The following is a 14,915-nucleotide window of genomic DNA, read 5'->3' as shown; positions in this document are numbered from 1 at the left end:
CAGGTCGTGAGGGACTCCGCCCCCCGGCTCGGACCACGGACAGGATCCGTGTCTCCGCCCGCGACGCGAAACCGGACGCCAGTGCGCCCAAGACCGTTCGGGGCGTGCCAATGAGGCGGGCCGCTTCCCCCGCGCCCCTCGCAGCGGGCGCTCGCGCCAAAAGGCGCAGGCACTGCACGCCAAGGAGGCCGGTACGCGGATGCGCGACCGGCTTCCTTGGACGCCTCGCAGCGCCAAGGGCTGGGCAGACACCGGCACTTCCGCTCCGGGACCGGACCAGGACGAGGGGTTTTCCCCATCCGTTCATATCGATTCGGTCAACGTTCCCAAAAGACCGTTCCTTTGGGGAAAGCTGTGCGCCTACACGCCGGACATGACCATGTCCGGTCGTTCCAGGCACGTTCCTTTACCTACAAGGGATGCAGATGACCCTCAGCCCCCAGCACGACCCGATACCGGGCCACAGACGCCTGGGCCGGATAGCCGTCGCCGTCGGTGTCGTGGCCGCGCTCTCCGCCGCCGCGCCGATATCCCTGGCCACCGCCGCGGCGCCCGCCTCCTCCGCCGCCACCGCCGGCCCGGGGGTCAAGTCGGCCCATGACAAGCTCGGTTCGGACGACGCCGAACTGCTCGCCGAGGCCAAGGCCGACGGCACCAAGAACGTCACGATGATGATCGCGACCGCACCGGGACAGACCGAGCAGGTCGCCCAGGAGCTGGACGGCGTCAAGGGCGGCTCGGTGGGCCGTACGTACGACAAGCTCGGCTATGTCCGCGCCACCGTCCCCACGGGCCGGGCGGAATCGGCGATCGCCGCCGCCGCGAAGCTGACCTCGGTGCACGCGATCGACCTGCGCCAGGAGATCCAGCTCGACGACCCGACGGCGAGCGACTCCAACGCCAAGGCCGCCAAGGCCACTTACTCGGCGCCGGACAAGAACACCCCCGCCGAGAACCCGTACAACCCCTCCTTCGAGACGGGCGCCGTCGACTTCGTCAAGGACCACCCGAAGGCGGACGGCCGGGGCATCACCATCGGCATCCTGGACTCCGGTGTCGACCTCGGCCACCCGGCGTTGCAGAAGACCACCACGGGCGAGCGGAAGATCGTCGACTGGGTGACCTCGACCGACCCGGTCAACGACGGCGACCAGACCTGGCGGCCGATGGTCACCGCCGTGTCCGGGCCGAGCTTCGGCTACGGAGGCAAGAGCTGGACGGCGCCCGCCGGGTCGTACCAGATCAGCACCTTCAAGGAGTCGTACACCGCGGGTGGCGACGCGGCCGGTGACGCCAACCGGGACGGGGACACCACCGACAGCTGGGGCGTGCTCTACGACCCGGCGGCCGGCACGGTCACCGTCGACCTGAACAACAACAACGACTTCTCCGACGACACGCCGATGAAGCCGTACAAGGACGGCTACCAGATCGGCTACTTCGGTACCGACAACCCGGCGACCGACGTCGTCGAGCGGCAGCCGTTCGTCGTGGAGATCCGCAAGGACGTCGTCTACAACTCGTCCGGCGCGAAGGCCGACTTCGTCAACATCGGCGTCATCGAGTCCGAGCACGGCACCCACGTCGCCGGTATCACCGCCGCCAACGGCCTGTTCGGCGGCAAGATGAACGGCGCCGCCCCCGGCGCGAAGCTCGTCTCCTCCCGGGCCTGCACCTGGAGCGGCGGCTGCACCAACGTCGCCCTCACCGAGGGCATGATCGACCTGGTCGCCACCCGGGGCGTCGACATCGTCAACATGTCGATCGGCGGCCTGCCGGCGCTGAACGACGGCAACAACGCGCGCGCCGAGCTGTACACGCGGCTCATCGACACCTACGGCGTGCAGCTCGTGATCTCCGCGGGCAACTCCGGCCCGGGTGCGAACACCATCGGCGACCCCGGTCTCGCCGACAAGGTCATCTCGGTCGGCGCGGCCATCTCCAAGGAGACCTGGGCCGCCAACTACGGCTCCCAGGTGACGACGAAGTACCAGCTGCTGCCGTTCTCCTCGCGCGGCCCGCGTGAGGACGGCGGCTTCACGCCGACCCTGGTCGCGCCCGGCGCCGCGATCAACTCCACCCAGACCTGGCTGCCGGGCTCCCCGGTCGCCGAGGCGGGCTACTCGCTGCCGGCCGGCTACTCCATGCTCCAGGGCACCTCGATGGCGTCCCCGCAGGCGACGGGTGCCTCGGCGCTCCTGCTGAGCGCCGCAAAGCAGAAGGGCATCGCCCTCTCCCCCGCCGACCTGCGCACGGCCCTCACCTCGACGGCCGACCACATCAAGGATGTGCAGGCGTACGAGGAGGGCGCGGGCCGGATCAACATCGTCGACGCGTGGGAGTCCATCCGCGACCACGCCACCGCGCACGCCTACACGGTGAAGGCGCCCGTCGACACCGCGATCGACTACGCGCTGAAGACCCCGGGCTACGGCACGGGCCTGTACGACCGTGAGGGCGGCCTGAAGGCCGGGCAGAAGAAGACGTACGACGTCACGATCACCCGGACCTCCGGCGCGGACAAGGCGATCCGGCACGAGCTGCACTTCCAGAACAACGCCGGGCACACCTTCACGATCGTCGGCTCGGACGAGGTGACGCTGCCGCTGAACCAGCCGGTGACGGTCACGGTGCAGGCCAGGCCGAAGAGTTCGGGCATCAAGTCGGCGATCCTCGAAGTCGACGACCCGAAGACCGAGGGCGTCGACAAGCAGATCCTGACGACGGTCGTGGTCTCCACCCCCGTCAACTACACCTACTCCGCCGCGGATTCGGTGCAGCGCAACAGCTCGACGTCGTACTTCGTGACCGTGCCGGAAGGCGCCAAGTCCCTTGAGGTCGCGATGAGCGGGCTGGCCGACAAGAGCCAGACACGGTTCATCGCCATCCACCCGTACGGCGTTCCGGTCGACAACACCGGCACCCCGTACTGCTACAACAACTACCTCAACGGCAACGGCTGCAAGCCGGACGTGCGTTCGTACGCCGACCCGCAGGCCGGTGTCTGGGAGATCGAGGTCGAGGCGCGCCGCACCTCGCCGCTGCTCGACAACCCGTACCAGCTGGGCGTCGCCGTGCTCGGCGCAGCCTTCGACCCGGAGACCGTGACCGTGCCCGAGGCCAAGGTCGGCACCCCGGTCACCGCCTCCTGGAAGGTGACGAACAAGTTCGCCGCCCTCGACGGCAAGCTGGTCGGCGGTCCGCTCGGCTCCTCGAAGACGGCTCGTCCGTCGATCAAGGAGGGCGAGACCCAGACCACGACGGTGACCGTGCCCGAGGGCGCGAAGTCGCTGGACGTGGCCATCGGCAACGTCTCCGACACGGCGGCCGACCTCGACCTGACCGTGTACGACGCGTCCGGCAAGCAGGTCGCGCAGTCCGCCGACGGCGACTCGGAGGAGTCGGTGTCCATCGCCTCCCCGGCCGCCGGCACGTACACCATCGAGGTCGTCGGCTACTCGGTCCCGTCGGGCTCCACCGACTACGACTACCGGGACGTCTTCTTCTCCGCGGCGCTCGGCAGCGTCACGGTCGACGACTCGACGCCGGTCAAGCTCGGCACGGGCGCCTCGGCCACGGTGACCGGCCAGATCACGGCGGCCGCGGCGGCCCCCGAGGGGCGTGAGTTCTTCGGCCGGGTCCAGCTGGCCAACGCACGCGGCACGGTCGCGGGCGTCGGCAGCGTGAAGATCGAGAAGGTCACGCAGTAGCGATAACAGATCCGGTGCTGGGGCGGGCGTCCTGCGGGGCGCCCGCCCCTTATCCGTGGCAGGTCGTGGTGCGCGACTCGGGCAGGTCGCGGACGATCCAGGCCCGCTCCGCGGCGATGTCCGCCTCGCCGACCGCGTACCGGTCGGGCTCCTGCTGCCCACGCGTGATACCGACGAGGAGGCGGGCGCCCGCGCTGATCCGGGTGTCGGCGTCGGACTCGAAGAGGACCTCCACCTCCTTGGCGGTGGTGGCCGGTTTGTAGGCGCGGGTCACGCGCAGGGTGACGCGTTCCCGGGTGGAGTGCGGGAGCTGCCGCACCCCGGTCACCGTGCCCTCGACGACCAGCCGGGCGCAGGCGAGGTAGCCGGGCCCGTCGGCGGACTCCTGGTTCGACGCGCTGCCGGCGGCTTTGTCAGCACTGGCGTCTCCCGACATGGCATCCGAGCCGCCGTTCGCCGCGAGCCAGCCGATACCGAGCACGGCCGAGGCGAACGCGGCCGCGAGGGCACCGGCGAGGCCGACGGTGCGGACGCCCGGATGCCGCCAGGGCCTGGGGCGCCGGACCGGGCGGGGCGCCGGCCGCGGGCGGGGCTCGGCGAGGGCGTCGCCGATGATCCCGAACTGCTCGCGCAGGAGCGCCACGTCGGCGGTGGCGGCCCGGTGCTCGGCCATGAAGGCGGGGTCGGCGCGCTGCCCGTCGGAGAGCCGTTCGTCCATGAGGACGGCCAACAGGGCGTCCATGTCCTCACCCCGGCCGAGGTCCTCACCCCGGCCGTCGTAGTCGTCGTGGCCGTCGTAGTCGTCGTGTTCGGCGGTCATCTCACACCACCTCGTCCTCGTGCAGGCGGACGCGCAGGGCCCGTACCGCCGTGTGCAGCCGGCTCTTGACCGTGCCCTCGGGGATGCCGAGTTCCTCGGCTATGCCACGCACCGGCAGGTCGGCGTAGAAGCGCAGGACGAGGACCTGGCGCTGGGCGTCCGGCAGTTCGTCCAGGCCGCGGGCGACGGCGACGGAGAGCACGCTGCTGTCCTCGCCGGAGGCGTGGTCGTGCTGGCGCAGGGCGGCCAGCCGCTCGCCGAGGCGTTCCTGGCGGCGCTTGGCGCGGTGCCAGTCCATGGCGAGGTTGGAGGCGACCACCGCCGCCCACGCCGAGACGTCCCGAGGCGCCTCCCGGCCGCTCGCGGCCCGCTCCAGCAGCCGCAGGCGGACCTGCTGTACCCCGTCCAGCAGGTCCGCCTGCGGTACGCCGCCCAGCGCGAGCACCGCCCGCACCCGGCGCTCCTGGTCCGCGTCCAGGGGATCGCCGTGCTCCCCCTGGGCGCGGCGGGCCTTTCTGCGCAGCACAACCCACCCCCCTCACCGCGTTTCTCCTACGACGCCGCAGCCCCCGGAAACGTTCGGACGGCCCCCCGGAAATCTTTTCCGAGGCGTACGTCACACCGGCGCGCCACGCAGCACAGCTTGCGGTACGAAGGCCACGGCGAGGTAATTTCTGCAGCTCAGCGTGGGTACCGGCGGGAGTTCCACGGGCCGGGAGGTCCGGCCGGCGGGTATGGCGGCCAAAGAATTGGACAGGCTGACCCGGGTCGGCCGCATGATGGAAAGGCCGCAGACACACGTCAACGTACGCAGAGGGAGTCACCGTGAGGGTCGGAATCGTCGGAGCCACCGGTCAGGTCGGCACGGTCATGCGCAGGATCCTCACGGAGCGCGACTTCCCGATCGACGAGCTGCGTCTGTTCGCCTCGGCCCGCTCCGCCGGGACGGTGCTGGACGGAGTGACCGTGGAGGACGCGGCGACCGCCGACTACACCGGCCTGGACATCGTGCTGTTCTCGGCGGGCGGGGCCACCTCCAAGGCGCTCGCGGAGCAGGTCGCCGCCCAGGGCGCCGTCGTCATCGACAACTCCTCCGCCTGGCGCAAGGACCCCGAGGTCCCGCTGGTCGTCTCCGAGGTGAACCCGCACGCGATCGCCGACCGCCCCAAGGGCATCATCGCCAACCCGAACTGCACCACGATGGCCGCGATGCCGGTCCTGAAGGTGCTGGACCGGGAGGCCGGGCTCGAGGCGCTGATCGTCGCCACCTACCAGGCGGTGTCCGGCTCCGGCCTCGCGGGCGTCGCCGAGCTGCACGGCCAGGCGCAGAAGGTCGTCGCCGATGCCGACAAGCTCACCCACGACGGCGAGGCCGTCGACTTCCCGGAGCCCGGCGTCTACAAGCGTCCCATCGCCTTCAACGTCCTCCCCTTCGCCGGCAACCTCGTCGACGACGGTCTCAACGAGACCGACGAGGAGCAGAAGCTGCGCAACGAGTCCCGCAAGATCCTGGAACTGCCCGAGCTGAAGGTCTCCGGCACCTGCGTCCGCGTCCCGGTGTTCTCCGGGCACTCCCTCCAGGTCAACGCCCGGTTCGCCCGCCCGATCAGCCCGAAGCGCGCGACCGAGCTGCTCGCGGACGCCCCCGGCGTCGAGCTGTCCGACATCCCGACCCCGCTGCAGGCGGCCGGCAAGGACCCGTCGTTCGTCGGCCGGATCCGCCGCGACGAGACGGTCGAGCACGGCCTGGCCCTGTTCATCTCCAACGACAACCTCCGCAAGGGTGCCGCGCTGAACGCCGTGCAGATCGCGGAGCTGGTGGCGGCGGAGCTCACGGGCTGACGCCGGCCGGCACACGACTGCCGGAGCTGCGGGAGCGGTTCGAGGGTGAGACGCTCCAGAAGCGGATGGCCGGACCCGCAGAGGTCGCCGAGGCCGCGCTGTGGCTGTGCAGCGACCGCTCGTCCTTCGTCACCGGCGCGGCGATGCCGGTCGACGGCGGCACGACGGCCGCCTGACGCCCCTGGCGCGCCTGACACCCGACCAGAGGATCTGTGGGGTTTTCCCTCGTCGCCCGCGGCCATGCGGCCGTGGAAGGATGGCGCAACCCACACATATCGAGGAGATGACCGCGTGCCTGGCACAAACCTGACTCGCGAAGAGGCGCAGCAGCGGGCGAAGCTGCTCACCGTTGACTCGTACGAGATCGATCTCGACCTCTCCGGCGCGCAGGAGGGCGGTACCTACCGGTCCGTGACCACGGTGCGCTTCGACGTCGCCGAAAGCGGCGCCGAGTCCTTCATCGACCTGGTGGCCCCGACGGTCCACGAGGTCACCCTGAACGGTGATCCGCTCGACCCCGCCGAGGTCTTCGAGGACTCCCGGATCGCGCTGCGGGGCCTGCTGGAGGGCCGTAACGTGCTGCGCGTCGTGGCCGACTGCGCGTACACCAACACGGGTGAGGGCCTGCACCGGTTCGTCGACCCGGTCGACGAGCAGGCCTACCTGTACACCCAGTTCGAGGTGCCGGACGCCCGCCGGGTCTTCGCCTCCTTCGAGCAGCCGGACCTGAAGGCGACCTTCCAGTTCACCGTGAAGGCGCCGGCCGGCTGGACGGTCGTCTCGAACTCGCCGACGCCCGAGCCCAAGGACGACGTCTGGGTCTTCGAGCCGACGCCGCGCATCTCGTCGTACATCACCGCGCTGATCGTCGGCCCGTACCACTCCGTGCACAGCGTGTACGAGAAGGACGGGCAGAGCGTGCCGCTGGGTATCTACTGCCGTCCCTCGCTCGCCGAGTTCCTCGACTCGGACGCGATCTTCGAGGTGACCCGGCAGGGCTTCGACTGGTTCCAGGAGAAGTTCGACTACGCCTACCCGTTCAAGAAGTACGACCAGCTGTTCGTGCCGGAGTTCAATGCGGGCGCGATGGAGAACGCGGGCGCGGTGACCATCCGCGACCAGTACGTCTTCCGGTCCAAGGTGACGGACGCGGCGTACGAGACGCGGGCCGAGACCATCCTGCACGAGCTGGCCCACATGTGGTTCGGCGACCTGGTCACCATGGAGTGGTGGAACGACCTGTGGCTGAACGAGTCGTTCGCCACCTACACCTCCATCGCCTGCCAGGCGTACGCGCCCGGCTCGCGCTGGCCGCACTCGTGGACGACGTTCGCCAACTCCATGAAGACCTGGGCGTACCGGCAGGACCAGCTGCCCTCCACCCACCCGATCATGGCCGAGATCCGCGACCTGGACGACGTCCTCGTCAACTTCGACGGCATCACGTACGCCAAGGGCGCGTCCGTCCTGAAGCAGCTCGTCGCCTACGTCGGCATGGACGAGTTCTTCAAGGGCGTGCAGGCGTACTTCAAGCGGCACGCGTACGGCAACACGCGCCTGTCCGACCTGCTGGGCGCCCTTGAGGAGACCTCCGGGCGTGACCTGAGCACCTGGTCGAAGAAGTGGCTGGAGACGGCCGGCATCAACGTGCTGCGCCCGGAGGTCGAGACGGACGCCGACGGTGTCGTCACCTCCTTCGCCATCCGCCAGGAGGCCCCGGCGCTGCCGGCCGGCGCCAAGGGCGAGCCCACCCTCCGTCCCCACCGCATCGCGATCGGCCTCTACGACATGGACGAGGCGAGCGGCAAGCTGGTCCGCACCGACCGGATCGAGCTGGACGTGGACGGGGGGCTGACCGCCGTACCGCAGCTGGCCGGCCGCCGCCGTCCGGCGGTGTTCCTGCTCAACGACGACGATCTGTCGTACGCGAAGGTCCGCCTGGACGAGCAGTCGCTGCGCTTCGTGACGGACCACCTGGGTGACTTCGAGTCCTCCCTGCCCCGCGCGCTGTCCTGGGCGTCGGCCTGGGACATGACCCGCGACGCCGAGCTGCCCGCCCGCGAGTACCTGTCCCTCGTGCTGGCCGGCATCGGCAAGGAGTCGGACATCGGTGTCGTGCAGTCGCTGCACCGCCAGGTGAAGCTGGCCGTCGAGCTGTACGCCGACCCGACCGCCCGCGAGGCCCTGCTCACCCGCTGGACCGACGCCACGCTGGCCCATCTGCGGTCGGCCACGCCGGCGAGCGACCACCAGCTGGCCTGGGCCCGCGCGTTCGCGGCGACCGCCCGCACCCCGGAGCAGCTGGATCTGCTCGAAGGCCTCCTGGACGGCACCCAGACCATCGAGGGCCTGGCCGTCGACACCGACCTGCGCTGGGCGTTCGTGGAGCGGCTGGCGGCGGTCGGCCGGTTCGACGAGGCGGAGATCGCGGGCGAGTACGACCGCGACCGGACGGCGGCCGGCGAACGCCACGCGGCCACCGCGCGGGCGGCCCGTCCGACGGAGGAGGCGAAGGCGGAGGCGTGGGCGTCGGTCATCGAGTCCGACAAGCTGCCGAACGCCGTACAGGAGGCGGTGATCAACGGCTTCGTCCAGACCGACCAGCGTGAGCTGCTGGCGCCTTACACGGACAGGTACTTCGAGGTCCTGAAGTCGGTGTGGGACTCCCGCTCCCACGAGATCGCCCAGCAGATCGCGATCGGCCTCTACCCGTCCCTCCAGGTCTCCGAGGAGACCGTCACGAAGACGGGCACCTGGCTGGCCGCGGCCCAGCCGAGCGCGGCCCTCGCCCGCCTCGTCTCGGAGTCCCGCGCGGGCGTCGAGCGTGCGCTGAAGGCCCAGGCGGCGGACGCCGCGGCACGGTAGCCGACGGTACGAGGCGGTAGCCGACGCTACGAGGAAGGGGCGCCCGGTGCGGCACCGGGCGCCCCTTCGTCATGCGCGCAGTCCGCGGAGGTGCCCGGCGGGCCCGGCCGGCTCGGCGGGCTTGGCGGGTTTGGCGGGTTTAGCGGGTTTAGCGGGTTTAGCGGGTTTGGGTGACGGTGTGTCATCACCCAGGCGGGGTTGAGTATCCGTGCTCAGGTCCCGGGTGCCCGTGCGTTGCGAGCGTCGGTGTGGCGGCGCGGTCGAGCGCGCCGGCCTCGCTTCAGAGACCGCCCGAGGCGGTCCGACAGCTACGGAGAACTCGGCATGTCCCGACGCATCGTCCTGACCATCGCCGCCGGTGTCGTCGTGCTGGGAGGCCGGGCGGTGACCGTTCAGCCGACGTGCGTCGCCAGCGCCGCCTCGATGTCCGCCGGGCCGGCTCCCTCGGCGGCCCAGGCCGCGTATCCGTCGGGGCGCACCAGCAGCGTCGTACCGCGGTCGCTCGCCCAGTTCACCACCGCCAGCCGGTCCGCGCGTGCCTCGCCCGCGTCGTACGAACCCGGGGTGACCAGGACGAACCGGCCGCCGCGCAGGGCCTCGTGGAGACGGCCGCCACCGGCCAGGGCGAGGTCGGGGACACGGGCGCCGGTGAGGCGGTGGGCGCCCCTCGGGGCCGGGTACCTGTAGCCGACGCCGGTGATCTGGCCCACGATCCTCTGGCGGACGGGGGCGAGATGGTCGAGGGCGGTGATGAGCGCGGCACGCACGGGCAACTGCCAGCCCTTGGCCATCGCCAGGCGCACGAGCGCGCCGCTGCTGCGCAGGACCGACCTGCCGACGGGGTGGCGTTCGGCCTGGTAGGTGTCGAGCAGGTCGGGGGTGGCGTGGCCGTGCAGGACGGCGGTGAGCTTCCAGCTCAGGTTGGCCGCGTCCTGCAGTCCGGTGTTCAGGCCCTGGCCGCCGGCCGGGGTGTGTACGTGCGCCGCGTCGCCGGCCAGGAAGACCCGGCCGACCCGGTAGCTGGGCGCCTGCCGCTCGTCGCTGTGGAAACGGGACATCCAGCGGGCGTCGTGCATCCCGTAGTCCCGGCCCATGGCCAGCCGGGTGATCTCCTTGACCTCGTCGAGGTCCACCGGCTCGTGGTCGGGGACGTCGCGGCCGCGGTGCCAGCAGATGACGCGGTAGTAGCCGTCGCCGAAGGGCGCGAGGAAGGCGAACGCGTCACCGACCGCGGCGGCCGTGATCAGCGTCTCGGGCTTCTCGGCGAGCAGCACGTCGGCGAGGACGACGGACCGGATGGCCGACCTTCCCGGGAACGGCAGCCCGACCGCCTCCCGCACGGCACTGCGCATACCGTCGGTGCCGACCGCGTACGCGGCGCGCAGGTCCTCGGCGCCCTTGACGTGAACGGTGACCCCCTCGGCGTCCTGGGTCAGTCCGGCCACCTCGGACTCGTAGCGGAAGTCGACGCCCGCCTCGACCGCGCGGCGCTCCAGCACCTTCTCGACCTCGTACTGCGGGAGGACGAGCACGTGCTGGAAACGGGAGGGGAGGGTACCGAGGTCGAGGGTGAGCCCGTCGAAGAGGTTGAGCCGGGTGAGGGGCCGGCCGACGGCCTCCAGGTCGTCGGCGAGGGCGCGGGCGTCGAGCTGCTCCAGGGCGCGGGCGTGCAGGACGAAGGCGCGGGAGAGGTTGCTGGTCTTGTGGGGCCGCTTCTCCAGGAGGGTGACCGGGATGCCGGCGGCGGCGAGGTCACCGGCCAGGAGGAGACCGGTGGGGCCGGAGCCGACGACGATCACGCGGGGGGCCTGGGGGGTGGGGCCGGCGGGGCTGGTCGCGGCGGGGGTCTCCGCGGTTGCGGCGGCCGTGTTTTCAGCGCCCGCGTTTCCGGCGGTGCCAGTGGTGCCAGTCGTGCCGTTCATCAGGGCCTCCTGGGTGCCGACGCTCGTGGCCAACGATTGTGGACCTACGGGTGTTGGCCAACACTTGTTGGTCAACGCTTGTTGGCAAGCGTAGGACGGGTCGACCGCGAGAGTCAACACCTGTTGGCCCACAGCTGTGGGCCAACACTTGTTGGCCCACAAATGTTGGCCTACGCTCGTTGGCATGACCGGCACCCCCAGTGGAAGCACAGAGCCCACGAACGGCTTGGCGGCGCGCCGCTCCGACGCCAGCCGCTCCGCCATCCTGACCGCCGCCCGCGAGCGCTTCGCCACCGACGGCTACGAACGAGCCACCATCCGCGCCATCGCCAAGGACGCGCATATCGACCCCTCCATGGTGATGCGCTACTTCGGCAACAAGGACGGCCTGTTCGCGGCGGCCGTCGCGCTCGACCTGCGGATGCCCGACATGTCCCAGGTGCCGCGCACCGAGGTCGGGCGGGCACTGGTGGCCCACTTCCTGGCTGTCTGGGAGACGAACGAGGAGCTCACCGCGATGCTGCGGGTCGGCGTCACCAACAAGGCGGGGGCCGAGCGCCTGCAGGGCATCTTCCGGGAGCAGGTGGTACCGGTGACCCGGCGGGTGTGCCCCGACCCCGAGCAGGTACAGACGCGGGCGGGGCTGTGCGCGGCGCAGCTGATGGGGCTCGCACTCACCCGTTACGTGCTGCGGCTGCCGCCGGTCGCGGCGCTGGCGCCCGAGGAGATCCTGGCGTGGCTCGGGCCGACCCTGCAGCGGTATCTGACCGCGCCGAGCCCCTGAGCGACGCGCCGAGGGCGCCGGTCAGCTCCCGTACGTCCCGTCACGGCACGTACGGAAGGCGACCGGCGCCCTCGGTGGAGAAGCGGAGGTCAGGCCTTCGCCTTAGCCTTCGTCGAGACCGGCTTGGTGACCCGGATCTTGGACTTGTCCAGCACCATCACCAGGCCCGCGATGACCCCGAACAGCACGAGCGGGGTCAGGACGTAGAGGCCCAGCGTCTCGATGACGCTCAGGCCCTTGCCGGGGTCGTCACCGTCGTCACGCGTGAGCGCGAGGGCAGGGGACGACATGAGCAGCATCATCAGCGTCGTACCGGCAGCCAGGGCGCCGGCGCGCAGGGCGTTCTTCTTGTCCACGTTGCCAAAGTTAGCGGGCCGACTTGAGGGGCGCGCGCCCGGGGTACCTGTACGAGGCCTGCACGCTGCGGTGACCGTCCCGGGGGCCGCCGCCCGCGAACCCCCGCTCCGGCGTGACCGGCCTCGTCCTCAAACGCCGGACGGGCCGGGCGGGCCGGAGACTGATACCGGCCGGTCGTCGTCCTCGGCGTCGTCCTCGGCGTCGGGGCCGGGGCCGGGGCCGGGCGGGTTGTCTGATCGCAGAGCCTCCAGGAGTGCCCGGACCCTCCCTGACGTCATCAGCTCCTCCAGTGTCACCGGTCGGCCCGTCGCGTCCGCGATCGGCAGGCGCCAGTTGGGGTACTGGTCCCAGGTGCCGGGGAGGTTCTGGGGGCGGCGGTCGCCGACGCCGTCGGGGAGCCAGACGCCGATCATGCGGGCCGGGGTGCGGAGCAGGAAGCGGTGGACGGCCCGGATCTCGGCCTCCTCGTCGCCCGCGTCGGACGCGGCGAGCAGGCCCAGGCGCGTCAGCAGCGCCAGCCACTCGGCTGTGTCGGCCGCCGCGTCCGCCCGCTCCTCGCCCACCGGGCGGGTCAACAGGCCCAGCCGGTCGCGGAGTTCGACGTGCTCGCCGGTGAGGCGGGCGGCGGTGGGCGGCAGGTCGTGGGTGGTGGCGGTGGCGAGGCAGTCGGCGCGCCAGCTCTCCGGGGGGAGCGGCAGGCCGTCACCGTCCCAGTCCCGTTCGAACCAGAGCACCGACGTCCCGAGCACCCCGTGTCGCTGAAGCGTCTCGCGCACCCCGGGCTCCACGGTCCCGAGGTCCTCCCCGATCACCACAGCTCCCGCCCGGGTCGCCTCCAGGGCCAGCAAGGCCAGCAGGGCCTCTGCGTCGTAGCGGACGTAGGTGCCCTCCGTGGGCGGCCGGCCCTCCGGCACCCACCACAGCCGGAACAGGCCCATCACATGGTCGATGCGCAGGGCGCCGGCGTAGCGGAAGAGGGCGCGCAGGAGCTGGCGGTAGGGGGCGTGGCCGGAGGCGGCGAGGCGATCGGGGCGCCAGGGCGGCAGGCCCCAGTCCTGGCCGCGGGCGTTGAAGGCGTCGGGCGGGGCGCCGACGGACATCCCGGCGGCGAAGAACGCGCGCTGCGCCCAGGCGTCCGCGCCCTGGGGGTGCACGCCGACGGCGAGGTCGTGCACGATCCCGACCGGCATCCCGGCCTCGCGGGCGGTGTGCTGGGCGGCGGTGAGCTGGGTGTCGGTGAGCCAGGCGAGCCGGGAGTGGAAGGCGACGCGGTCGCTCAGCCCGGCGCGGGCGCGGGCGGTCTCCGGTGAGCGGGGGTCGCGCAGGGCCTCGGGCCACCGGTGCCAGTCGGAGCCGTGCCGCTCGGCGAGCGCGTACCAGGTGGCGTGATCCTCCAGGGCCTCACCCTGTTCGGCGAGGAAGGCGTCGTAGTCGGCCTGCCGTGCGGGGTTGAGCGGTACGGCGGCCAGCGCCTCCAGCGCCTCCCGCTTCAGCTCCCACACCGCGTCCCGGTCGATGTGGGCGCCCCGGTCGAGGACGGCGGCGCGCAGGCGTCCGGCGCGTTCCGCGAGCGCGGGATCCGGGACGTGCTCGGGGACGGACTCCAGCCGCAGATGCACCGGGTCGGGGAAGCGGCGGGAGGAGGGGCGGTACGGGGAGGGGTCGGTCGGGGGGCCGGGCACAGCCGCGTGCAACGGGTTGACCTGGACGAATCCGGCCCCGGCCGTGCGTCCGGCCCAGTCGGCCAGTTCGGCGAGGTCACCGAGGTCGCCCATGCCCCAGGAGCGGCGGGAGAGAAGCGAGTACAGCTGGACGAGGAGTCCGTAGGAGCGGCCGGCGGGGGTGGGCAGCCGGTCGGGGGCGACGATCAGGTGGGCGCGGGTGCTACGGCCGTCGGGCGCGGCGGCGGTCAGCAGATGCACGCCCGTCGGCAGTCCCCGGACGTCGTCCCGGGTCTCCCCGTCCTCCGTGCGCACCTCCAGCCGGGTGCCGGCGGGCAGGTCGAGGGCGAGGTCGCCGGAGCCGGCCCAGTGGACGATCGTGGGCGGCAGCAGTCGTTCGGCGAGTTCCCGCTCCCGGTCGGCGAGGGCGGTGCGGACGGCCTCGGGGCCGCTCGCGTCGACGCCCAGGGCGGCCAGTGCGGCGGTCACGGCGCCGGCGGAGGCCGCGACCGTACGGTCCGGGGACGGGCTGTAGGAGGTGGCGACGCCGTGCAGCTCCGCCAGCCGGGACAGCTCCCCGTCGAGAGGAGCGTCGAGGGCTTCGCTCATCTACAACCCCGGCTCGCTGGTGAGCGGGGCCGCGTCGGCGAGCGGCGGTTCGCTGGTGAGGGGCTCGGCGTCGGGCAGGGGCGGTTCACTGGTCAGCGGCGCCTCCGCGTGGACGGTCTCGGCGCTGAACACCCACAGACGGGGCTCCTCCTCGGTCTCGACCGGGGGTTTGAACTGGGCCGGGATCGGATGATGAACCGTTGCGGCCACGGTGGCCTCCTTGTCACTACGTCGGGTACGGCGTCGTATACCGGGTTACGGCAGCCCTACCCCATCGGGGCGAGGGCACTCCCCACGGCCGTCCCCCCGTCGTGCGAACCGACCGGGTCCAGGTGATCGATAAAG

At 71.7% G+C, this 14,915-nt stretch carries 11 protein-coding genes; 5 read left to right on the top strand and 6 right to left on the bottom strand.

Annotated elements, in window-relative coordinates; genetic code table 11:
- Window positions 1–425 precede the first annotated feature (425 nt).
- Window positions 426–3,710 carry a S8 family serine peptidase gene (locus tag ABZ396_RS04440; RefSeq protein WP_358920798.1) on the top strand — a complete coding sequence of 1,095 codons (3,285 nt, stop codon included), beginning with the start codon at window positions 426–428 and terminating at the stop codon, window positions 3,708–3,710.
- 49 nt (window positions 3,711–3,759) lie between these two features.
- Here the strand turns inward: ABZ396_RS04440 and ABZ396_RS04435 are convergent, their stop codons facing one another.
- Both ABZ396_RS04435 and ABZ396_RS04430 read right to left on the bottom strand, forming a co-directional pair.
- Window positions 3,760–4,530, bottom strand: coding sequence for a hypothetical protein (locus ABZ396_RS04435; RefSeq protein ID WP_358920800.1), 771 nt, complete (start codon window positions 4,528–4,530; stop codon window positions 3,760–3,762).
- A 1-nt stretch (window position 4,531) separates the two neighbouring features.
- Window positions 4,532–5,056, bottom strand: a complete 525-nt coding sequence (locus ABZ396_RS04430) for a sigma-70 family RNA polymerase sigma factor (protein ID WP_358920802.1) — start codon at window positions 5,054–5,056, stop codon at window positions 4,532–4,534.
- 299 nt (window positions 5,057–5,355) lie between these two features.
- Here ABZ396_RS04430 and ABZ396_RS04425 point away from each other — a divergent pair, with 299 nt between their 5' ends.
- From ABZ396_RS04425 to pepN, 3 genes are all read left to right on the top strand, one after another.
- Window positions 5,356–6,372 (top strand): aspartate-semialdehyde dehydrogenase, encoded by a 1,017-nt coding sequence (locus ABZ396_RS04425; RefSeq protein WP_358920804.1) that lies wholly within the window; start codon window positions 5,356–5,358, stop codon window positions 6,370–6,372.
- Complete coding sequence (locus ABZ396_RS04420; protein ID WP_359183841.1) at window positions 6,369–6,548, top strand: SDR family oxidoreductase; 180 nt, start codon at window positions 6,369–6,371, stop codon at window positions 6,546–6,548. Before ABZ396_RS04425 ends, ABZ396_RS04420 begins: the two co-directional genes overlap by 4 nt.
- A gap of 115 nt (window positions 6,549–6,663) precedes the next feature.
- Window positions 6,664–9,237 (top strand): aminopeptidase N, encoded by a 2,574-nt coding sequence (gene pepN / locus ABZ396_RS04415; RefSeq protein WP_358920806.1) that lies wholly within the window; start codon window positions 6,664–6,666, stop codon window positions 9,235–9,237.
- Window positions 9,238–9,629: 392 nt separating this feature from the next.
- Here the strand turns inward: pepN and ABZ396_RS04410 are convergent, their stop codons facing one another.
- Window positions 9,630–11,159, bottom strand: a complete 1,530-nt coding sequence (locus tag ABZ396_RS04410; RefSeq protein ID WP_358920808.1) for an FAD-dependent monooxygenase — start codon at window positions 11,157–11,159, stop codon at window positions 9,630–9,632.
- A 184-nt stretch (window positions 11,160–11,343) separates the two neighbouring features.
- Here ABZ396_RS04410 and ABZ396_RS04405 point away from each other — a divergent pair, with 184 nt between their 5' ends.
- Window positions 11,344–11,943: a TetR family transcriptional regulator gene (locus ABZ396_RS04405; protein WP_358920810.1), complete on the top strand. Its 600-nt coding sequence runs from the start codon at window positions 11,344–11,346 to the stop codon at window positions 11,941–11,943.
- A gap of 89 nt (window positions 11,944–12,032) precedes the next feature.
- On the opposite strand, the gene ABZ396_RS04400 is transcribed toward ABZ396_RS04405, so the two are convergent.
- From ABZ396_RS04400 to ABZ396_RS04390, 3 genes are all read right to left on the bottom strand, one after another.
- A complete protein-coding gene (locus ABZ396_RS04400) occupies window positions 12,033–12,299 on the bottom strand; it encodes a hypothetical protein (protein ID WP_358920812.1) in 267 nt (88 codons plus the stop codon).
- Window positions 12,300–12,428: 129 nt separating this feature from the next.
- Window positions 12,429–14,570, bottom strand: a complete 2,142-nt coding sequence (malQ, locus tag ABZ396_RS04395) for a 4-alpha-glucanotransferase (RefSeq protein WP_358920814.1) — start codon at window positions 14,568–14,570, stop codon at window positions 12,429–12,431.
- Entirely contained in the window at window positions 14,571–14,756 is a 186-nt protein-coding gene (locus ABZ396_RS04390; RefSeq protein ID WP_358920902.1) for a hypothetical protein, read from the bottom strand.
- Window positions 14,757–14,915: the final 159 nt, after the last annotated feature.

It is taken from the genome of Streptomyces sp. NPDC005866, assembly GCF_040629895.1.
Classification (GTDB): domain Bacteria; phylum Actinomycetota; class Actinomycetes; order Streptomycetales; family Streptomycetaceae; genus Streptomyces.
Note: the sequence above shows the minus strand (reverse complement) of the source record. Positions and strands in the feature narration are given on the sequence as shown.